Source organism: Embleya sp. AB8 (assembly GCF_049739465.1).
GTDB lineage: Bacteria > Actinomycetota > Actinomycetes > Streptomycetales > Streptomycetaceae > Embleya.
The window spans coordinates 274823-295978 of the sequence record NZ_JBMHHY010000001.1 but is presented as its reverse complement, the minus strand read 5'-3'; the positions used below and the strand labels follow the sequence as shown (position 1 = coordinate 295978).

The following is a 21156-nucleotide window of genomic DNA, read 5'->3' as shown; positions in this document are numbered from 1 at the left end:
GCCGCCTTCGGCGTATCCGCGCCCGGGTGGGCAAGGATGTTCGCATGCGTATCGCCGTCACCGGTTCGTCCGGCCTCGTGGGTTCCGCTCTCGTCCGTTCGCTGACCGCCGACGGCCACGAGGTGGTCCGGCTGGTTCGCCGCCCCCCGACCCGCCCCGACGAGGTCCGCTGGGACCCGCACGGGGGCACGGTGGACACCGCCTCGCTCGGCCCGGTGGACGCGGCCGTACACCTGGCCGGCGCGGGCATCGGGGACAAACGCTGGACGGCCGCGTACCGGCGCGAGGTGCGCGAGAGTCGGGTACTGGGCACCGCGACCGTGGCCCGCGCGCTGGCGGCCCTGCGGCCCGCGCCGAGGGTGCTCCTCTCCGCTTCCGGAATCGGCTTCTACGGCGACACCGGCGACCGTGTGGTGGACGAGTCCGCGCCGCCCGGCACCGGCTTCCTGGCCGACCTGTGCACCGATTGGGAGGCCGCCACGGCCCCCGCCCTGGAGGCCGGCATCCGCGTCGCCCACCTGCGCACCGGCCTGGTGATCTCCCCCTCCGGCGGCGCCCTGGGCCGGATGTTCCCCTTGATCAGGGCCGGCCTCGGCGGCCGACTCGGCTCGGGGCGGCAGTACTGGAGCTTCATCTCGCTGGTCGACGAGATCGCCGCGATCCGCCACGTCCTCGACCGTCCCGACCTGGCCGGCCCGGTCAACCTGACCGCCCCCAACCCGGTCACCAACGCGGCGGCCACGAAGGCCATGGGCCGAGCCCTGCACCGCCCCACATTCCTGGCCGTACCCCCCTTCGCCCTACGCGCCGCCGTCGGCCCCTTCGCCGCCGAACTCCTCACCGGCCAACGTGTACTCCCCGCCACCCTCCTCGCCTCGGGCTTCACCTTCAACCACCCGACCATCGAATCGGCCCTCACCGCAGCCTTGACCGGCTGAGGCCGCTGCGGGCGAACACGAAGAAGGCCGTCGACCGCGCTCGTGGGCAGCGGTCGACGGCCTTGTCTTCGGAGGGCTCACGCCCGGCCGGGGTCGGCTCAGATGTCGAAGTAGAGCTCGAACTCGTGCGGGTGGGGCCGCAGGCGGACCGGGTCGATTTCCTTGGTGCGCTTGTATTCGATCCAGGTGTCGATCAGGTCCTGGGTGAAGACGCCGCCCTCGAGCAGGTATTCGTGGTCGGCCTCGAGCGCGTCGAGGACCTCGGAGAGGGTGCCGGGGACCTGGGGGACGGCCTGGTGCTCGTCGGGGGCCAGTTCGTACAGGTCCTTGTCGACCGGCTCGAGGGGCTCGATCTTGTTCTTGATGCCGTCGAGGCCCGCCATCAGCTGGGCGGCGAAGGCCAGGTACGGGTTGGCCGACGGGTCCGGGACGCGGAACTCGACGCGCTTGGCCTTCGGGTTGTTGCCCGTGATCGGGATGCGGATGCAGGCCGAACGGTTGCGCTGCGAGTAGACCAGGTTGACCGGCGCCTCGAAGCCCGGGACCAGGCGGTGGTACGAGTTGACCGTCGGGTTGGTGAAGGCCAGCAGCGACGGGGCGTGCTTGAGCAGGCCGCCGATGAAGTAGCGGGCGGTGTCGGACAGGCCCGCGTAGCCCTGCTCGTCGTAGAACAGCGGCGAGCCGTCGGTCCACAGCGACATGTGGCAGTGCATGCCCGAGCCGTTGTCGCCGAAGATCGGCTTCGGCATGAAGGTTGCGGTCTTGCCGTTGCGCCACGCGACGTTCTTGACGATGTACTTGAACAACATCAGGTCGTCGGCCGCGGCCAGCAGCGTGTTGAACTTGTAGTTGATCTCGGCCTGACCGGCGGTGCCCACCTCGTGGTGCTGGCGCTCGATCTGCAGACCGGACGCCTCCAGCTCCAGGGAGATCTCCGCGCGCAGGTCGGCGAAGTGGTCGACCGGCGGGGTCGGGAAGTAGCCGCCCTTGTAACGGACCTTGTAGCCGCGGTTGTTCTCCTCCGCACCGGTGTTCCAGGCACCCGCCTCGGAGTCGATGTGGTAGAAGGACTCGTTCGCGCCGGTCGCGAAGCGCACGCTGTCGAACACGTAGAACTCGGCCTCGGGGCCGAAGTAGGCGGTGTCCGCGATGCCGGTGCCGGCGAGGTAGCGCTCGGCCTTCTTCGCGACGTTGCGCGGGTCGCGGCTGTACTCCTCATCCGTCAGCGGGTCGTGGATGAAGAAGTTGATGTTGAGCGTCTTGTCCTTGCGGAACGGGTCGAGGCGCGCCGTGGACAGGTCGGGGCGAAGTGCCATGTCCGACTCGTGGATCGCCTGGAAGCCGCGGATCGAGGATCCGTCGAAGGCCAGCGTCTCGGTCGGGTCGAACGTCTTCGCCGGAACCGTGAAGTGCTGCATCACACCAGGCAGGTCGCAAAAACGAACGTCGACGAACTTGACGTCGTTGTCGGCGATGTATCGCGACACCTCATCGGCGTTGTTGAACATCAATCCTCCTCGACCCGGCGCCAGGCGCGGGTAGTTGCATTCTCGGGGAGCGGCCTCCTCCCCGGTGGCCACCAGGCCTCGAAGGTAGGCGCGAGCGGTTTCCCGTCGGTGTCCCTCGTGTTTCCGGGATGTTACGCACCCACCCGTACGGTCTAGCCCGTCTTGCCTGGTTGCATGCCCGTGATCCACCCGTCCACGCACACCCCGGGGCGGGTGAATCGGCCCGGCTCGTCTACTTTGGAGGCGTGGACGAGAACACGACCGCAGCGCGGAACCAGGCTCCCGGGACGGCGGACGACGAATTCGCCTACCGCGGCAAGCGTCTCGGGCTGCCCGAGGACGGACCCAACTCACTGGCCCCGACCGGACGCCGCCTGGCCGCCCTGGCGATCGACTGGGGCATCTGCTGTGTCATCGCGCTGTCCTTCCTGGGCGGCGGCAGGCTCAACGCCCCGGGCACCAGCTGGGGCACGCTCGGCGTGTTCGCCGCGGCGAACCTGCTCCTGGTGAGCACGCTCGGCTGGACCTTCGGCAAGCGGATCATGGGCATCCGGGTGGTGTCGGTCACCCGGGACACGCTGCTGCCGCTCGCGGTGGTGGTACGCACGTTCCTGCTGTGCCTGGTGATCCCGGCGGCGATCTACGACCGGGACGGGCGCGGGTTCCACGACAAGGCCGTGGGTACCGCGGTCGTGCGGATGTAACCGGGCGATACCCGAAGCGATACGGGACCAGAAGCGATACGGGACCAGAAGCGATACGGGACCCAAAGCGTTACGAGGCCCGAAGCGATACGGGAAAAGAGCGGCGGCGATCCGGGGTTCGGATCGCCGCCGCTCTTTGATCGGGCGGGGACGGATGGTGCCACGTACGTATTGCTCGGGTACGTGTTGCTCGGGCCCGGCGGGGTGGGGCTCAGCCGCGCGGGCCGCGCGGCATGCGCGCGCCCTTGGGCATCGGGCCCTTGGGCACCGGCATGTTCTTCATCAGGTCGCCGACCGCGCGCAGCCGGTCGTTGACCACCGCGACCTCGGGCTTGGCCATGGTCGGGGTCAGCTTCATGATGTGCCGCTGCAGCTTGCGCAGCGGGACCTGGCCCTCGTCGTTGCCGACGATGATCGTGTGCACCGTGGTGCTCGCCGCCAGGCGGGACATGCGCTTCTTCTCATCGGCCAGCAGTCGCGTCACACGACCGGGCTGGCCCTCGCCCACCAGGATGATGCCGGGGCGACCCACGGCGCGGTGTACGACATCCTGCTGGCGGGTGATGGCCACGGTGGGGGTCACGACCCAGCCACGCTTGAGTGACTGCATGACCGCCAACGCGGCGCCGGGCTGGCCCTCCATCTGGCCGAGCACCGACTTCTCGGCCCGTCGTCCGAAGATGAAGGCCGCCGCGAGCAGACCCACCAGGGCACCGAAGATGCCCAGGTAGATCGGATGTCCCCACCAGAAGCCGATGGCCAGGAGTACTGCGAATACGCCCAGGCCCCAGGCCGCCACAATCAAGCCGACCCACGGGTCGGCCTTCTTCGTCTGCTGGTAGGCGAGCCGGATCTGCTTCAGCCGGCCGCTCTTCTCGGATGGTTCCTTGCTCGCCATGTGAAAAGGATACTGGCGGCCCATCCACCGGGGACAATGGCTGCCGGCGGTTCGTCGAACCTTCCCGCCGCAGATACGAGACGTCGACCGTCCGACGGGCGACGAAAGCCCCGCCGGACGGCCGAACGAAGGTCAGTGCGAGCGGGCTCCCGGCGTCGGCTCGGCCACCGGGGCCAGGCGGGCCAGGATGTCGGAGGCCTCGGCCCGGGCCCGGGCCCGGTTGCGGTCCGCGCAGACCGCCGCCCACGCGTTGCGGCGCGCGGTGCGCTGGCCGCCCTCGAACATCAGGACGGTCTCGACGGCCCGGAACACCCGGCCGACGGTCGCCCGACGGGCGGCGACCCCACGATCGAAGGCGCCGCGCAGCACCGAACCGTGCAGTGCCGAACCCCGACGCAGTACCGAGTCCCGCAGCACCGAGGCGTTGCCCTGCCGCGTGTCTGCCATGACGTCGTCCCCCTACCTGTCCTGGTGCGAAGGTTCACCGCACTGCGGTCGACTCTCGCAACAAGGTGTTACCAAATGATGACACCGGGGTCAAACCGAGGTGAAAGGCTGCACACCTTCGCCCGCCGCGGCGCGGGTCTCGCGTACTTCCAGCGCCTGGCGGTAGAGCCGGCCCGCGCGGTACGACGAGCGGACCAGGGGTCCGGAGAGGACACCCGCGAAGCCGATCTCCTCGGCCTCCTCGTTCAGCTCGACGAACTCCTCGGGACGCACCCAGCGCTCGACGGGGTGGTGCCGCACGCTCGGCCGCAGATATTGCGTGATGGTCAGCAGCTCGCAGCCCGCGTCGAACAGGTCCTGCATGGCCTGGCTGATCTCGGCCCGTTCCTCGCCCATGCCCAGGATCAGATTGGACTTGGTGACCAGACCGGCGGCCCGCGCCTGGGTGATCACGTCGAGCGAACGCTCGTAGCGAAAGCCCGGGCGGATCCGCTTGAAGATGCGCGGCACCGTCTCGACGTTGTGCGCGAGCACCTCGGGGCGCGAGGAGAACACCTCGGCCAGCTGATCGGGCTGCGCGGTGAAGTCCGGGATCAGCAGCTCGACGCCGGTGCCCGGGTTCAGCTCCTTGATCTGCCGGACCGTCTCCGCGTAGAGCCACGCGCCGCCGTCGGGCAGGTCGTCGCGGGCGACGCCGGTGACGGTCGCGTACTTCAGGCCCATCGCCTGGACCGACTCGGCCACCCGGCGCGGCTCGTCACGGTCGAGCTCGGCCGGCTTGCCGGTGTCGATCTGGCAGAAGTCGCAGCGCCGGGTGCACTGGTCGCCGCCGATCAGGAAGGTCGCCTCGCGGTCTTCCCAGCACTCGTAGATGTTGGGACAACCGGCCTCCTCGCACACCGTGTGCAGCCCCTCGCGCTTCACGAGTTGCTTGAGCTCGGTGTACTCGGGGCCCATCTTCGCCCGGGTCTTGATCCACGAAGGCTTGCGCTCGATGGGAGTCTCGGCGTTGCGGACTTCCAGACGAAGCAGCTTGCGGCCGTCGGGTGCGACAGCGGACACGCGCGACTCCCTTTGCTCGGAGCAGTCGGCGGAGCGGGCCGGACTGCGGTGGGCCCGACAGGATGGGACGGGCCCTTTGGTGGGGCGGTCCGTCCAGAGTACGCCGGGTGAATCGGCGATCCGGACGGCCCGTCAGGTGGCAACCGGGACGAACCCGGGTGGATTCCCCGGACGCCAAAATCGGTACGAGGCGTGCGTCACGCCGGTGTTGCGGGCGAGCGCGGCCCGCGGGTGTGCGGGTGTTGCGTCGAACGTCAAGCGCGGCGCGTCGGAGCCGTCACGCGGGCACCTGCGCGAATACGTCGGCCAGGTGCTTCTCGGCCAGCGGCAACACCTCGGCGACGGTGACCTCGCGGCCGAGTTCGCGGCTGAGCGAGGTGACGCCGGCGTCCTTGATGCCGCACGGCACGATCCGGTCGTAGTACGTCATGTCCGCGTCGCAGTTGATCGCGAAGCCGTGCATGGTGACCTTGCGCGAGACCCGGACGCCGATCGCCGCCAGCTTGCGGTCGTCGCCGCGCTGGCCCGCGTTGGAGGGCGCGTACTCCGGCCCGGCCAGCCGCGGATCGAACTCGGGGTGCAGGCGCGGGTCGGGCGTGGCCGCCAACCGGCTGTCCAGGCGCAGCTCGAGCCCGCCGGTCGGGCCGGCGCTCGACGGCACCGCGTCGCCCAGCACCCACACCCCGCTGCGGCCCTCGATCCGGGTGGTCTGCAGACCCAGGTCCGCGCAGACCCGGATCAGCGCCTCCTCCATCCGCCGCACGTGCGCGACCACGTCCACCGGCTCGGGCAGCCGCACGATCGGATAGCCGACCAGCTGACCCGGACCGTGCCAGGTGATCTTGCCGCCGCGATCGACGTCCACCACCGGGGTGCCGTCCATCGGGCGTTCGGAGGGATCGGTCCGGCGGCCGGCCGTGTAGACCGGGGGGTGTTCGAGCAGCAGACAGGTGTCGCCCGACTCGCCGCCGACGACCTGCTCGTGGACGCGGCGCTGCTCCTCCCAGGCGGCCTCGTACGGAACGGCGTCGGCGCCGATACCCAAGTGCACGAATCGCAAGAAGCTGGTCACGTCCACCAGCGTACGACGGGCCGAAATGTCACCAGTGGCCGGCGTCCGACCCGCGTACCCGGCAGGTCACGCCGGTGAAGGTGCACCCGATCGTGTCGACGCGCCCGTACAGCCCGAAGTCGATCACCACGCTCGCTCCCGGCGCGAGCGGACCGGTGCCGCGCGCGATGGCGGTGCCGCGATCGAGGGAGGTGCGCGCGCCGTCGCCGGACATCATGGTGAAGCCGTTGCCCCGGCCGCTCGTGGTGAGCGTGAGGTCCCACGTCGGCAGCGGGCGCGAGGTGCGGTTGGTGATCACCACGGTGCCGTCGGCGCCCCAGCCGGAGTTGCTCGTGGTGGCGTCGACGGAGATGTCCTGCGGGCCGGTGGTGGCGGGCGGCGGTGTGGCGGGCGGGGCGGCCGGCGTGGTCGCGCGGGGCGGCGCCGAGGGGCTCGTGGTGCCGGCGGTCGCACTCGCGCTCGCGCTCGTCGACGCGGCCGGGGATCGGGTCGCCGATTTCGTCGCGCTCGCGGTGACCGCGCCCGGGCTCGCCGGGGCGGTGCCGGGCGGCGGTACGGACGCCGGCAGCGGCACGTTCAGGTCCAGCGAGACCGGGCGGTCGGGGCCCTTGCCATCGTCCGAGCCGGCGAACGCGAACAGGAACACCCCGCTGGTGAGCAGCACGCAGACGACCGCGACCACGATCAGGGGGATCACGATGCCGCGCACGGTGTCGTCGGGCTGCCGGGTCACGCGGCGCTTCCTTCGCTTCGCCGCCGCCGAGCCGGGGCCGTCGCCGGGGCCGTGCGCCGCTGCCCCGAGGTCCGGCCCACGCGGTTCGGCCACGCGGATTTCGATCACCCCTATGGGTGAACTGCCTCGCGCATGTTCCACCACGGGTCCGCGCACCGCAAGCGGCGTGCGGCTGGTGACGGCACCATAAATTCCCCGCGTCGATTCGGCAGGTTCTGCCGAACTCGGGCCGGGCAGGCCGGAATCGGGCCCGATTCGCCACCCGGTCGCCGGGCCGTCGGCGGTAACTCGAAAGGGTCATAGTTGCGAGCGTTCGGGTTGTAGCGCTCCAGAAATCGCTAGATTCTCGCGCGATCACCCACCCACCCCGAACCACCGCACCAGCGGGAGGCGTTCATCTCCATGGCAGCCAGGGTCGAGCGGCGCCCCAATCACCGGCTGGCGGCGCTTGTCGAGGAAGCCGGCTTCTCACACGCCGGTCTGGCCCGACGCGTCGACCAGCTCGGTGCGGAACAGGGCATCGATCTCCGGTACGACAAGACCTCCGTGGCACGCTGGCTGCGTGGCCAACATCCGCGCGGGATCGTGCCGATACTGCTTGCCGAGGTCTTCACCCAGCGGCTCGGCCGCAAGCTCAGCGCCGAGGATCTGGGCATGGCCGGATGCCGGCCGGACTACGCCGGGCTCGAATACGCGTCCGGGCCACCGGAGGCGGTGGAGATCGTCACCGGCATGTGGCAGGCCGACTCGGCACAACGATCCGCCCTGGTGGAGGCCGCGTTCACGCCGGGGGCCCTGGTGGTGCCCAGCCGGGACTGGCTGATCGGCGCCGGCGACGAGCGGCCCGCGCGGCAGGACGGGGACCGGGTCGGGCCGGGCGACGTGGCCGCGGTGCGGGCGGTCGGCGAGGCGTTTCGCCGGTTGGACAACTCGTTCGGCGGGGGGCACGGCCGGCAGGCGCTGGTGCGCTACCTGGACACCGAGGTGACCGCGATACTGCGCGGGACCTACGACTCGCGCACCGGCAGCGCGCTGTTCGGCGCGGCGGCCACGCTGACCCGGTTGGTCGGCTGGATGGCGTACGACGTGGGCGTGCACGGGATGGCGCAGCGCTACTTCGTGCAGGCGCTGCGGCTGGCCCAGGCGTCGGGGGATCGGGCGCTGGGCGGGTTCGTGCTGTCCACGATGAGCCGCCAGGCGGTCTACCTCGGACACGGGCGCGAGGCGGTACAGCTGGCCCGGGTCGCCCAGCAGGGCGCGTCGGCGGTGGCCACGCCCCGGGTTCGCGCGTTGTTCCACGCGGTGGAGGCCCGCGGGCACGGCCTGCTCGGCGACGCGCGGGCGTGCGGGGCGGCGCTGCTGCGGGCCGAGCAGGCGCTGGAATGTGTGGCGCCGGGGGACGTCGAGCCGGAGTGGGTGGCGTTCATGAACGAGGCCCAGCTGACCGACGATCACGCGCACTGCTACCGGGACTTGGAGGACTACGACAAGGCCCGCGAGTACGCCGAGCGGTCGTTGCGGTTGCGCGGGAGCGAGTACACCCGCAGCCGGTTGTTCTGCCAGACGATCCTGGCCACCGCGCTGCTCGAGCTGGGCGAGGTCGAGCAGGCATGCCGGGTGGAGGCGGAGGCGACGGAGCAGGCGGAGGGCCTGCGGTCGTCGCGGGCGGTGGACTACGTACGCGAGTTCACGCATCGGCTGGCGCCGTATCGGGACGTACCGGCGGTGCGCGAGTTCGAGGCGCGGTCGGGGTGCTTCGTGCGGACCGCTTGAGCGCGGGGCTGCGGGCGCGTTTTGGTCGGCCTGGGCTTCTCGTACCCGCCCGCCCACCCGTTGCCCATGTTCGAACGCTACGAAATTCGGGCCTCGGGGTGGGCGTGGTGGGGCCTTGAGGCCGATGGCCTTTCCGGGGCCGGGATGGCGGCGGGGGCGGTTCGGTTGGTCTGGGTGCTTGTGGCCCGCCCGCCCGTTGCGCCGGGTGGGAGGACTGCGGGATTCGGGCCTCGGGGTGGGCGTGGTGGGGTCGGTGGGTGATGTCGTTCCGTTGCGGCTATGCCGCGAGGGCGCCCAGGTCGGCGAGCGCGGAGCGGGCGGCTCGGCGGCCGGAGGCGAGGGCGCCCTGGATGGAGCTGGAGTCGCGGTGGTCGCCGCATACGTACAGGCCGCCGATCAGGCGGACCGGGCGGCGGAAGTTGTGGCCGGGCTCGACCACCGGTACGGCGCGCGGGATGTGACAGGTGGTCAGGTGCGCCCACGTGCTGGTGGGCGTGTCGTACACGACCGCGAGCCGTTCGCGGACCCGTAGTTCGAGCTTGGCCGGCTCCGAACCGTCGTGGCCGAGCACCGTGGTGGCGACCAGCGCGCGTCGGTCCGGGGAGTACGTGGACGCGACCTGGCTGACCACCGCGGTATGCGTGAACGGGCTGCGGGCGTCCGCCTCGACGAGCAGCGTGGGCTCGGGCCGGGGGGCCACGCGCGCCACGTGGTAGAGCGTGGTCACCGCGTGGAACTCGGGCATCCGCAGCCCCGGCAACAGCGCCACCGCCGTGCTCGGATCGGTCGCCACGATCACCGCGCGGGCCCGGATCTCGCCCGCCGAATCGGTCACCACCCGATCCGCCGCGATGGACGACACCCGTACGCCGTAGTGCACGACGCCGGCCGGCAGCCCCGCCGCGAGCTGATCGGGCACCGCCGCCATCCCGCCCGCGGGCAGCGCCGGCCGGCCCCGCAGGAACGACCGCAACAACAACTCGGCGAACCGGCTCGACGACCGCAGCGCCGGATCGTGCAACAGCGTGGCCAGCAACGGCCGCAACATCCGCCGGGCCAACTCGGGCGGCAGCGCCCGCATCGTCGGCGCGTCGGCGGTGGCCAGCTCGGGACCGTGCAACACCCGCGCCACCGGCGCGGCGGCGCTGCGTGCGAGCAACGCGGCGACCCGGGTCCGGTCGGTCCCGCTGCCGTTGCGCAGACCGCCGATCGCATCGCGCACCCGATGCACGTCGCCGATCCGGTACGTGTGCCCGTCCTCGAACAGCAGTACGCCGGGCTGGAACACCCGCAACCCGAGTGCGGCCACGTCCAGTTGCCGGCGTACCTGGGGCCACGACGTGGTCAGCGACTGGAAGCCGTGGTCGACCCGGAACCCGTCCACGAGGTCCGTACGCACCCGGCCCCCGGGTCGATCCGCGGCCTCGAGCACGGTCACCGGCACCCCCGCCTCGGCAACGGTCCGGGCCGCACTCAACCCGGCCAACCCGGCCCCCACCACGATCACCTCGGTACGGCGCACGTCGACCACGGTCGTCCTCCCGTCCCCCTGCCCACGGCCGCAGGCGCCGCGGAGTCGGTTTCGTCGCCTACAGGTCATACCCAGCAAAAACCCGAAAGAGCCCGACAAGGCAAGGGAGTTGGCCGAGCCCGGCGACGAGCCCTCGGCCGAGCCGAACGCCGCGTCGACCAATCCGACGCCCTCGACGCCACAGCCGACCACTGGACTCACATACCCCTCTAGGGTATGTTCCCAGTCGCCGGATACCCCTCCCCCGTATTTTTGGAGTGATCGTGATGTCTCAGTCGCAGGCCGACCCACGCCGCTGGGTGGCGCTGGCGTTGATCGCGCTGGCCCAGTTCATGGTGATCATGGATACCTCGATCATCGGTGTGGCTTTGCCCGAGATGCGCACCGATCTCGGGTTCTCGCAGGAGAATCTGTCGTGGGTCTTCAATGCCTACGTGGTCGCGTTCGGCGGGCTGTTGCTGCTGGGTGGGCGGCTGTCGGATCTGTTCGGGGCCAAGCGGGTGTTCTCGCTCGGGTGGGCGGTCCTGGGCCTCGGGTCGCTCGCCGCGGGGCTGGCCGGTGCGGTGTGGGTGGAGCTTGCCGGGCGGGCCGTGCAGGGCGTCGGGGCCGCGTTGATCGCGCCGTCCGCCCTGACGCTGCTGATGATGTTGTTCGGCGGCAATCCCAAGGAGTTGACCAAGGCGTTCGCGCTGTATGGGGCCGCGGCGCCGGCCGGTGGGACCGCCGGGGTGTTTCTCGGTGGGTTGATCACCCAATACGCCGGCTGGCCGTGGGTGTTCTACATCAACATCCCCGTCGCCGTGCTCGCGCTCGTCGCCACGCCCGCGCTGATGCCGGCTGCTCCCGCGCGCCGCGGCTCGGTCGACGTGCTCGGGGCGATCCTGGCCACCGGTGGGCTCGGGGCTGCCGTCTACGCCGTCGTTCGGGCCCCCGAGACCGGGTGGGGCTCGGCCGAGACGCTGCTCGTACTCGCCGCCGGCGTCGGGCTGATCGTGCTGTTCCTGGTGCTCCAGTCGAAGACGGCCCAGCCGCTGATGCCGCTGCGCATCCTGCGTACGCCCAACCTGGCCGGCGCCAACCTCGCCCAGTTGTCGATGGCCGCCGCGTGGATCCCGATGTGGTTCTTCCTCAACCTCTACCTTCAGCAGGTGCTCGGCCTCGGCGCCTTCGCCTCCGGCTCCGCACTGCTCCCGATGACCGTGGCCATCATGATCATGATGATCGCCCTCGCCCCGCGGCTGATCGCCCGCTTCGGGCCCGACCCGCTCGTGGTCGCCGGGCTCGCCGCGCTCGCGGCCGGCATGCTCTGGTTGTCCTTCGCCCGCCCCGACGGCAACTACTGGGTCGACGTGCTGCCCGCCTCCCTGCTCGCCGCGATCGGCATGGCCCTCGCGTTCATCCCGTCCCTGGGCACCGCCATCGCCGGCGCCCGACCCGAGGAGGGCGGCCTCGCCTCGGGCATCGTCAACACCAGCTACCAGATCGGCTCCGCGCTCGGCCTGGCCGCGATGACCGCGGTCGCCGCCGCGCACGGCTCCCGCGAGCTCGGCGACGCCGGCGCCCTGACCGACGGGTTCTCCGCCGCGTTCCTCGGCGCCGCCGCGATCGCCGCCGTCGGCGCAATACTCGCCGCCGTCACGTTGCGCAAGCCGGCGAACACGACCGACGGGAGCCAGGCCTCCCCCGACTCCGTCCCGGCGCACTGACCGGGCACCGGCCGACCAACCCCACCCGTACCACCCACAACACGCCCGAGCGCCGCCCTCCGCCTCCCGGAGGGCGGCGCCGGCACGTCCGCCGGCCCGCCCGAAACCTCCCTCGTCGGAAGGAGAAGATCGCCCCCGAATGGCCCTACGGGGTGATCGGGACCAGGATTGGCTCTGGCAGACTTGACCCATGGGGGGCATTCCGAGCCGAGAGACCATGCCGCCGTCGGGGCGACGGGTGACCGACGAAGCCGGACGGACAACCATGCTGCAGATCCCCACGAAGACCCGGAAAACCCGATTGCGGGTGTATCTGGGCACGCCGCGTCGGCCGCGTTTCGTGGTCGAGCTCGCGTTGATCGCGCTGAGCTACTGGGTCTACTCGCTGATTCGCAACGCGGTGCCCGAGCGCCGGCATCTGGCCGTGGACCGGGCCCGGCAACTGCTCGACTTCGAGCAGACGCTGCACATCGACTTCGAGCACAGTGTCAACCACGCCGTCAACGGCGTCACCTGGCTGATCGTGTCGATGAACTACTACTACGCGACGCTGCACTTCGTGGTCACGATCGGCGTCCTGGTGTGGCTCTTCCACAAACATCCCGGCCGCTATCGAGCCGTGCGCACGGTGTTGTTCCTGACCACCGGCCTGGCCCTGTTCGGCTACTTCTGCTACGCCCTCGCGCCGCCCCGACTGCTGCCCGGCGGCGGCTACATCGACACCGTCCTGGTCCACCACACGTGGGGCTCGATGGCGTCCGGCGACATGAAGAACGTGTCCAACCAATACGCCGCGATGCCGTCGATGCACATCGGCTGGTCGACGTGGTGCGCGATCGCGATCGTGATGTTCGCCCGGCCGCTGTGGGTCAAGGTGCTCGGCGTGCTGTACCCGATCGCGACCCTGTTCGTGATCGTGGCCACCGGGAACCACTTCGTCCTCGACGCGGTCGGCGGCTGGCTCACCCTGGCCGCGGCCTTCGCGCTCCAGGTGCTGCTCAACGGGCGCTCGGCGTACCGCTTCCCGCAATATCCGCCGGACGACCCGCGAGCCGCCGTCGAGCCGGCCCGGGACGGCCGGGACCGCGCAGGCGACCAGGACCACGGAGACGACCGGGCCGAGCAGCCTCAGCGTGAGCCCGTCGAAGTCTCGTCCTCGCCGTAGAAGACCCGGTCCACCACCGCCCGGGCCAGCCGGGTCACCCGCCGGTACTCCTCCAGCAGGCTGCCCGTCTCGTCCGGCGCGTGGCCGAGCAACCGGGCCACCCCGCCCAACTCGCGCACATCCGAGGGGAAGCTGTCCGCAGGTCGACCGCGCACGATCATCACCGCGTTGCGCACCCGGGTCGCCTCGACCCACGCGTCGTCCAGGATCCGTGCGTCGTGCGCGTCCAGCAGCCCCGCGTCCCGGGCCGCCGCCAACCCCTGTCGGGTGCCGGTCACCCGCAGCGCGGGCACCGCGTGCGCGTGCCGCAGCTGGAGCAGTTGCACCACCCATTCCACATCGGCCAGCCCGCCCCGCCCGAGCTTGGTGTGCATGGTCGGATCGGCCCCGCGCGGCAGCCGCTCGGCCTCGATCCGGGCCTTCATCCGGCGGATCTCCCGGACCTGGGTGTCGTCGATCCCGCCCGACGGGTAGCGCAGCGGCTCGACCATCGCCAGGAACCGCCGGCCCAGGTCGGCGTCGCCCGAGGTGAAGTCGGCGCGCAGCAGGGCCTGGCTCTCCCACAGCTTGGACCAGCGCTCGTAGTAGGCGCGGTACGACGCCAACGTGCGCACCAGCGGCCCCTGCCGCCCCTCCGGTCGCAGGTCGGCGTCGATCAGCAGCGGCGGATCGGTGGAGGGGATCTGCAGCAGTCGGCGCATCTCGTTGCACACCCGCTGGGCGGCCTTGGTCGCCTCCCCCTCCGTCGCGCCCTCGACCGGCTCGTGCACGAACATCACGTCCGCGTCGCTGCCGTAACCCTGCTCGTAGCCGCCGAACCGGCCCATCGCGATGATCGCGATCCGGGTCGGCAGCGGCCCCAGGTCCCGCTCGCCCGCGTCGATCGCCGCCTGCAGCGCGCCGGTCAACGTCGCCGCGTTGACGTCTGTGAGCGCCTTCCCGACGGCGTCCACGTCCGGCCCGCCCAGCACGTCGGCGGCCACGATCCGGAACAACTCGCGCCGCCGCACGCTGCGCGCCGCCTGTACCGCGCTCTCCGGACCCGGCGCCCGCCCCACCGCGGCCAGGATCTCGGTCTCCAGCGCCGCCCGCGAGCGAGGCCGCAGCCCGTCCCCGTCGCCGAGCATCGCCACCGCCTCGGGCGCGCGCAGCAGCAGATCCGGCGCCAGCCGCCCGGACGCGAGCACGCGCGCCATGTACTCGGCCGCGGCCCCCGACGAGCCCGCCCCCGAGTCGCGCAGGAGCCGCAGATACCAGTGCGTGTTGCCGAGCGCCTCGGAGACCTGCCGGAAGGCGAGCAGCCCGGCGTCCGGATCGGCCGAGTCGGCGAACCAGCTCAGCATCACCGGAAGCAGCGTGCGCTGGATCGAGGCGCGGCGGCTGACCCCGGAGGCGAGCGCCTCCAGGTGGCGCAGCGCGGCGGCCGGGTCGGCGTAGCCCAGTGCCTCGAAGCGGGCCCGCGCGGCCTCGGGGGTCAGCCGTTGCTCGCCGGCCTTGAGTCGGGCCACCGCGTCCAGGAGCGGGCGGTAGAACAACTTCTCGTGCAGCCGGCGTACCTCCAGGGTCTGCTGCTTCCAGGCCTTCTCCAGTTCGCCGACCGGGTTCGAGCGCATGCCCATCGAGCGGGCGATCCGGCGCAGTGCGTCGGGGTCGGTGGGCAACAGGTGGGTGCGGCGCAGCCGGAAGAGTTGGATCCGGTGTTCCAGGGTGCGCAGGAAGCGGTACGCGGTGTCCAGTGCGGCGCCGTCGTCGCGGCCCACATAGCCGGCCGCGGACAGCGCGGCGAGCGCGTCCAGGGTCGACCCGCTGCGCAGCCCGGGGTCGGATTTGCCGTGCACCAACTGCAGGAGCTGGACCGCGAATTCGATGTCCCGCAGGCCGCCGGGGCCGAGTTTGACCTCGCGCTCCACCTCGCGCGCCGGGATGCCGGCCACCACGCGGCGGCGCATCGCCTGGACGTCGGCGACGAAGTTCTCCCGGCGGGCGGCGGTCCACACCAGCGGGGACACGCTGTCCAGGTACTTCTTGCCGAGGGCCGGATCGCCGGCCACCGGGCGGGCCTTGAGCAGGGCCTGGAACTCCCAGGTCTTGGCCCAGCGTTCGTAGTAGGCGAGGTGGCTGGCCAGGGTGCGGGTGAGCGGGCCGTTGCGGCCCTCCGGGCGCAGGTTGGCGTCCACCTCCCAGATCGAGCCCTCGGCGGTGGTCGCCGAGCAGGCCCGCATCAGCGCGCCCGCGAGGCGGTTGGCGGCGGCGACCGCGATCTGCTCGGCGACCCCGGGTGGGGCCTCGGCGACGAAGACCACGTCCACGTCGCTGATGTAGTTGAGTTCGCGTCCGCCGCACTTGCCCATGCCGATCACCGCGAGCCGGCACTGTTCGGCCTCGCTCGGGTGCTCGCGGCGGACCAGGTCGAGTGCGGCGTCCAGGGTGGCGCCGGCCAGGTCGGCGAGTTCGGCGGCCACGGTCGGCTCGTCCGCCGAGCCGCATACGTCCCGGGCGGCGATGGACAGCAGGCAGCGCCGGTAGCCGATGCGCAGTGCGTCGAGGGCCGGGTCGCCGCGCAGGCCCGACGTGGCGCCGGCGAGGACGGCGTGGAAGTAGGCCGGGGTGGGCCGGGCGTCCTGGACGTCGTAGGTGACCAGCGTGCGCCAGTCGTCGGGGTGTCGGGCGAGGTGGTCGCCCAGTGCCGCGCTTATCCCGAGTACGCCCAGTATCCGGTCCCGGAACGGCTTCGCGGAGGCGAGGGTGGACAGCAGTACCGAGCGGTCGGCGGCGGCCTCGGCGAGTCGGACCAGGCCGTGCAGCGCGAGGTCGGGGTCGGCGGTGGCGGCCAGCGCGTCCAGGAACAGCGGGTCGTCGGCGGCGCCGAGCAGGGCGGGAGCACGCAGATCGCGCGCGGCGCTCGCGATGTCGGTGAAGCCGAGCCGAACCAGTCGCCCATCGGTGGCCGCCGGCTCACGAGGCTGATCCACAGAGGTCACCGGCCGAGCGTATCCGGTCAAACGGCTGACCGATCAAGCGCCGAACTGGGAATGTGGACGCGCCGCACGGGGTTCGCCGAGCCCCCCGACCGCGACGAACTCGAATGCGGCGCGCCCTTGCCCGGTGGCGGACGACAGCTCCACCCTGCGAGCCGTCCGTCCCACGGCCCGAAGAGGCCTCCGTAGCAACGAGCTGCCATACGCCACCGTACGGAACGTCACCCTACGTTAGCGTAGGTGCCATGCGCAACGGTGTTCCCTCGGAGAGGGTTCAATCAGACGACGAACCGGAACGGCCCGCTCGCCCCGGCCGCCGCACCCTCAGCCGAGAGGACTGGGCTCGGGCGGCCCTGGAGGCGATGCGAGAGGGCGGCCTGGGCGCGGTCGCGGTGGAACCCCTCGCGGAACGCCTCGGCACCACCAAGGGCAGCTTCTACTGGCACTTCAAGGATCGCGACTCGCTCATCCAGGCCGCCCTCGAGCGCTGGGTGGCCGAGTCCGAGGAACTGATGGCGGCCGCCGAGCGGATCGAGGATCCGGCCGAACGCGGGCGCCGGCTCACCGAGTTCGCGTTCACCGCGCCCAGCGGCGCGGACATCACCACGACGCTGCTGATCCACGCCCGGCATCCGGTGGTCGGCCCGATCCTGGAGCAGGTCACCCGCCGCCGGCTCGAGTTCGGCGCGCGCCTGACCGAGGAACTCGGCCTGCCCGCCGACGCCGCCTACCGGCACGCGCTGACCGCGCTGACCATGACCGTCGGCATCGCGCTGATCCGCCGGGGCGCCCCGCAACTGCTCCCGCAGGGCGAGGACAAGGACGCGTACATCCGCTACATCATCGAGCTGCTCGGCCCGCCGATGACCTGAGCGGGCCCACGACGACGCACGGCCCGCCCCGAATCCGGGGCGGGCCGTTCACGCGGGTGGGTGAATCACCGGTGCGCACCGGTGCGTCACCGGTGGATCACAACACCGGCAGGTAGCGCCGCAGTTCGAAGGGGGTCACCTGCTGGCGGTATTCCTCCCACTCGTGCCGCTTGTTGCGCAGGAAGAACTCGAAGACGTGCTCGCCGAGGATCTCCGGGAGCAACTCGCTGCGCTCCATCAGCGCGATCGCCTCGGCCAGGTTCTGCGGCAGCGGCGCGATGCCCAGCGCGCGACGCTCGGCGTCGGTCAGCGCCCACACGTCGTCCTCGGCGCCGGGAGGCAGTTCGTAGCCCTCCTCGACGCCCTTGAGCCCGGCGCCGAGCAGCACCGCGTAGGCCAGGTAGGGGTTGCACGCCGAGTCGATCTGGCGCACCTCGATCCGGGTGGACTGCCCCTTGGTCGGCTTGTACATCGGCACGCGCACCAGGGCGGAGCGGTTGTTGTGGCCCCAGCAGATGTACGAGGGGGCCTCGCCGCCCATGCCGGCGGTGCGTGCCGACGCGCCCCACAGGCGCTTGTACGAGTTCACCCACTGGTTGGTGATCGCCGCCATCTCGCCCGCGTGCATCAGCAGGCCGGCGATGAACGAGCGGCCGACCTTGGAGAGTTGGTACTCGGCGCCGGCCTCGTAGAACGCGTTGCGGTCGCCCTCGAACAGGGACAGGTGGGTGTGCATGCCCGAGCCCGGGTGCTCGGAGAACGGCTTGGGCATGAAGGACGCGTGCACGCCCTGCTCCAGCGCCACCTCCTTGACCACCAGGCGGAAGGTCATGATGTTGTCCGCCGTGCTGAGCGCGTCGGCGTAGCGCAGGTCGATCTCCTGCTGGCCCGGCGCACCCTCGTGGTGGCTGAACTCGACCGAGATGCCCATGTTCTCGAGCATCGTGATCGCCTGTCGGCGGAAGTCCTGGCCGACCGGCTGCGGGGTGTGGTCGAAGTAGCCGCTGTGGTCCACCGGGGTCGGCGGGGTCCCGTCCACCGGCTTCTCCTTGAACAGGAAGAACTCGATCTCGGGATGCGTGTAGAAGGTGAAGCCCTTCTCCGACGCGCGCTCCAGGGTGCGCTTGAGCACATAGCGCGGATCCGCGAAGGACGGCGATCCGTCGGGCATCAGGATGTCGCAGAACATCCGCGCGGTGCCGGGCGCCTCGGCCCGCCACGGCAGGATCTGGAAGGTGGCCGGGTCCGGCTTGGCGAGCATGTCCGACTCGTGCACGCGCGCGAAGCCCTCGATCGCCGAGCCGTCGAACCCGATGCCCTCCGCGAACGCCTGCTCGAGTTCGGCCGGCGCCACCGCGACCGACTTCAGGAAGCCGAGCACATCGGTGAACCACAGCCGCACGAACCGGATGTCGCGCTCCTCCAGGGTGCGGAGCACGAACTCCTGCTGCTTATCCATAATTCCCTATCCTTGCAGGTCGGACGGCCTGTGAGCGATCGGCAGGGCACTGCGGGGCATCCGAGTATCCCGCCACAGGGTTTCGAGCACATTACGTGCTCTTTGCGTTGCGCCCCTGCCCACACATGGATCTTGTGGTCGGGTGTCGCAGTCGCGGGTCGCTCGGGTCTGGCTCGGGTAGCGCCGTGCTCGCGTACGTCCCGTGGTCCGGCGCCCGGAGAACCGCTCGCGGGCGACCCGCGCAACCTTCTCCGCCGCGGCGTCGCACCCTCTCGAAATGCGGTCGGGCGAGCCGTCGGGGCCGGTGGTGAACCGTGCCAAGGGTATCGCCCGCACGGTTCGGCGCCGAGCCCCGGGTGGGCCCGATCCAACGCCTTTCGTCCGGCGTTCGCCTGCGGTTTTCCGGCCGGCCGAGCGAACGCCATCGGGTGCCGGCGGTGGTCCGCACGGCGCGTCGCCGTTACCTCCGCCACTATTCGTCACTCTGACGCCAAGGGTCGGGTACATTGGATCGTGTGACCCGGATTCGCATCGCCCTCAGCCAGATCAATCCCACGGTCGGCGACCTCGACGGCAACGCCGAGCTGGTCGTCGGCCGCACCCGGCAGGCCGCCGAGCGCGGCGCCTCGCTCGTGGCCTTCCCGGAGATGGCCCTGACCGGCTACCCGGTCGAGGACCTGGCGCTGCGCGCGTCCTTCGTCGAGGCGTCCCGACGCGCCCTGGAGGCGCTCGCGGTCCGGCTCGCCGCCGAGGGGCTGGGCGAGGTCGCGGTCGTGCTGGGCTACCTGGACCGGTGCGAGGTGTCCACCCCGCGCCTGGGCCGACCGGCCGGCGCCCCGCAGAACGCGGTCGCGGTGCTGTACGACGGCAAGGTGGTGGCCCGTTCGGCCAAGCATCACCTGCCCAACTACGGCGTCTTCGACGAATACCGCTACTTCGTGCCCGGTGACCGGCTCCTGATCACCCGGGTCGGCGGGGTCGACATCGCGATCGCGGTCTGCGAGGACCTGTGGCAGGAGGGCGGCCCGGTGGCCGCCGCGCGCGCCGCCGAGGTCGGCCTGCTGCTGTCGATCAACGCCTCGCCGTACGAGGTCAGCAAGGACGACTCGCGCCTGGACCTGGTCCGCCGTCGGGCCCGCGAGGCCGGCTGCGCGCTGGCCTACGTCAACGCCTTCGGCGGGCAGGACGAACTGGTCTTCGACGGCGACTCGTTGATCGTCGACGCCGAGGGCCGGGTGCTCTCGCGCGCCGCGCAGTTCCGCGAGGAACTGCTGGTCGCCGACCTGGACCTGCCCGAGCGCACGGTGGACGACAGCGTCTACAGCACCGGCGACGTGGTCGCCGACGGGCTGACCATCCACCAGGTGATCGTCACCGAGCAGGCCGCGCCGCCGCCCGCGCCCGCCGCCACGCACTCGATCGCGCCGGCCCTGTCCGACGACGCGGAGATCTACCGGGCGCTGGTCACCGGGCTGCGCGACTACGTGGTCAAGAACGGCTTCAAGTCGGTACTGCTCGGCCTGTCCGGCGGGATCGACTCGGCGCTGGTGGCGGCGATCGCGGCGGACGCGGTGGGCGGGGGCAACGTCTACGGCGTCTCGATGCCCTCCGGCTACTCGTCCGAGCACTCCAAGGACGACGCGGCGGACACCGCCGAGCGGATCGGGCTCAACTACCGCCAGGTACCGATCGCCCCGATGGTGGACGCCTACCTGGGCGCGCTCGGGCTGACCGGCCTGGCCGAGGAGAACCTCCAGGCGCGGGTGCGCGGCACCACCTTGATGGGCCTGTCCAACCAGGAGGGCCACCTGGTCCTGGCCACCGGCAACAAGAGCGAACTGGCCTGCGGCTACTCGACCCTGTACGGCGACGCGGTGGGCGGCTTCGCGCCGATCAAGGACGTGCCCAAGACCGTGGTGTGGCGACTGTCCCGGTGGCGCAACGCCGAGGCCGAGCGGCGCGGCGAGGTGGCGCCGATCCCGGTGAACTCGATCACCAAGCCGCCGAGCGCCGAGCTGCGCCCGGGCCAGATGGACACCGACTCGCTGCCGCCCTACGAACTGCTCGACGACATCCTGGACGACTACGTCGAGCGGGACATGGGCCGGGACACGATCGTCGCGGCGGGCTTCGAGCCGGAGCTGGTGGACCGGATCCTCAAGCTGGTGGACACCGCCGAGTACAAGCGCCGGCAATACCCGCCGGGCACCAAGATCTCGCTCAAGGCGTTCGGCCGGGACCGGCGACTGCCGATCACCAACCGGTGGCGCGAGAGCGGCTGAGCACGAAACGTATGCCGAAGGGCCCGAC

16 protein-coding genes are annotated in these 21156 nt (G+C 71.3%); 7 read left to right on the top strand and 9 right to left on the bottom strand.

Going from position 1 to position 21156, the window contains the following annotated elements:
- Positions 1-44 precede the first annotated feature (44 nt).
- On the top strand, positions 45-938 hold the full coding sequence (locus ABIA38_RS01205; protein WP_424636441.1) for a TIGR01777 family oxidoreductase: 894 nt from the start codon (positions 45-47) through the stop codon (positions 936-938).
- A 98-nt stretch (positions 939-1036) separates the two neighbouring features.
- Here the strand turns inward: ABIA38_RS01205 and glnA are convergent, their stop codons facing one another.
- The gene (gene glnA, locus ABIA38_RS01200; RefSeq protein WP_424636440.1) at positions 1037-2446 is read right to left on the bottom strand and encodes a type I glutamate--ammonia ligase; all 1410 of its coding nucleotides are present in this window, start codon (positions 2444-2446) and stop codon (positions 1037-1039) included.
- Between the two features lie 245 nt (positions 2447-2691).
- On the opposite strand from glnA, the gene ABIA38_RS01195 reads away from it, so the two are divergent.
- Positions 2692-3150: an RDD family protein gene (locus ABIA38_RS01195; protein WP_424636439.1), complete on the top strand. Its 459-nt coding sequence runs from the start codon at positions 2692-2694 to the stop codon at positions 3148-3150.
- A 211-nt stretch (positions 3151-3361) separates the two neighbouring features.
- Here ABIA38_RS01195 and ABIA38_RS01190 read toward each other — a convergent pair whose 3' ends face one another.
- The 5 genes from ABIA38_RS01190 to ABIA38_RS01170 all read right to left on the bottom strand — a co-directional run bounded on the left by ABIA38_RS01190 (position 3362) and on the right by ABIA38_RS01170 (position 7362).
- A complete protein-coding gene (locus ABIA38_RS01190; protein ID WP_424636438.1) occupies positions 3362-4048 on the bottom strand; it encodes a DUF4191 domain-containing protein in 687 nt (228 codons plus the stop codon).
- A 132-nt stretch (positions 4049-4180) separates the two neighbouring features.
- Positions 4181-4414, bottom strand: a complete 234-nt coding sequence (locus tag ABIA38_RS01185; RefSeq protein ID WP_424636751.1) for a hypothetical protein — start codon at positions 4412-4414, stop codon at positions 4181-4183.
- Positions 4415-4585: 171 nt separating this feature from the next.
- Positions 4586-5557 carry a lipoyl synthase gene (gene lipA, locus ABIA38_RS01180; protein ID WP_424636437.1) on the bottom strand — a complete coding sequence of 324 codons (972 nt, stop codon included), beginning with the start codon at positions 5555-5557 and terminating at the stop codon, positions 4586-4588.
- A gap of 277 nt (positions 5558-5834) precedes the next feature.
- On the bottom strand, positions 5835-6629 hold the full coding sequence (gene lipB / locus ABIA38_RS01175) for a lipoyl(octanoyl) transferase LipB (protein WP_424636436.1): 795 nt from the start codon (positions 6627-6629) through the stop codon (positions 5835-5837).
- A 28-nt stretch (positions 6630-6657) separates the two neighbouring features.
- On the bottom strand, positions 6658-7362 hold the full coding sequence (locus ABIA38_RS01170; RefSeq protein WP_424636435.1) for a hypothetical protein: 705 nt from the start codon (positions 7360-7362) through the stop codon (positions 6658-6660).
- Positions 7363-7764: 402 nt separating this feature from the next.
- Here ABIA38_RS01170 and ABIA38_RS01165 point away from each other — a divergent pair, with 402 nt between their 5' ends.
- Entirely contained in the window at positions 7765-9135 is a 1371-nt protein-coding gene (locus tag ABIA38_RS01165; protein ID WP_424636434.1) for a regulator, read from the top strand.
- Positions 9136-9412: 277 nt separating this feature from the next.
- Here ABIA38_RS01165 and ABIA38_RS01160 read toward each other — a convergent pair whose 3' ends face one another.
- The gene (locus ABIA38_RS01160; protein WP_424636433.1) at positions 9413-10666 is read right to left on the bottom strand and encodes an NAD(P)/FAD-dependent oxidoreductase; all 1254 of its coding nucleotides are present in this window, start codon (positions 10664-10666) and stop codon (positions 9413-9415) included.
- A gap of 266 nt (positions 10667-10932) precedes the next feature.
- On the opposite strand from ABIA38_RS01160, the gene ABIA38_RS01155 reads away from it, so the two are divergent.
- Both ABIA38_RS01155 and ABIA38_RS01150 read left to right on the top strand, forming a co-directional pair.
- A complete protein-coding gene (locus tag ABIA38_RS01155) occupies positions 10933-12372 on the top strand; it encodes an MFS transporter (RefSeq protein ID WP_424636432.1) in 1440 nt (479 codons plus the stop codon).
- Positions 12373-12637: 265 nt separating this feature from the next.
- A complete protein-coding gene (locus tag ABIA38_RS01150) occupies positions 12638-13537 on the top strand; it encodes a phosphatase PAP2 family protein (RefSeq protein ID WP_424636431.1) in 900 nt (299 codons plus the stop codon).
- On the opposite strand, the gene ABIA38_RS01145 is transcribed toward ABIA38_RS01150, so the two are convergent.
- Positions 13501-16509 (bottom strand): bifunctional [glutamine synthetase] adenylyltransferase/[glutamine synthetase]-adenylyl-L-tyrosine phosphorylase, encoded by a 3009-nt coding sequence (locus ABIA38_RS01145; RefSeq protein WP_424636750.1) that lies wholly within the window; start codon positions 16507-16509, stop codon positions 13501-13503. The two genes, ABIA38_RS01150 and ABIA38_RS01145, sit on opposite strands and share 37 nt — an antisense overlap.
- A 251-nt stretch (positions 16510-16760) precedes the next feature.
- Between ABIA38_RS01145 and ABIA38_RS01140 the strand changes: the two genes are divergently transcribed.
- Positions 16761-17387 (top strand): TetR/AcrR family transcriptional regulator, encoded by a 627-nt coding sequence (locus tag ABIA38_RS01140; RefSeq protein ID WP_424636430.1) that lies wholly within the window; start codon positions 16761-16763, stop codon positions 17385-17387.
- Between the two features lie 97 nt (positions 17388-17484).
- On the opposite strand, the gene ABIA38_RS01135 is transcribed toward ABIA38_RS01140, so the two are convergent.
- On the bottom strand, positions 17485-18846 hold the full coding sequence (locus ABIA38_RS01135; RefSeq protein WP_424636429.1) for a glutamine synthetase family protein: 1362 nt from the start codon (positions 18844-18846) through the stop codon (positions 17485-17487).
- A gap of 515 nt (positions 18847-19361) precedes the next feature.
- Here ABIA38_RS01135 and ABIA38_RS01130 point away from each other — a divergent pair.
- Positions 19362-21128: an NAD+ synthase gene (locus tag ABIA38_RS01130; protein ID WP_424636428.1), complete on the top strand. Its 1767-nt coding sequence runs from the start codon at positions 19362-19364 to the stop codon at positions 21126-21128.
- Positions 21129-21156 lie beyond the last annotated feature (28 nt).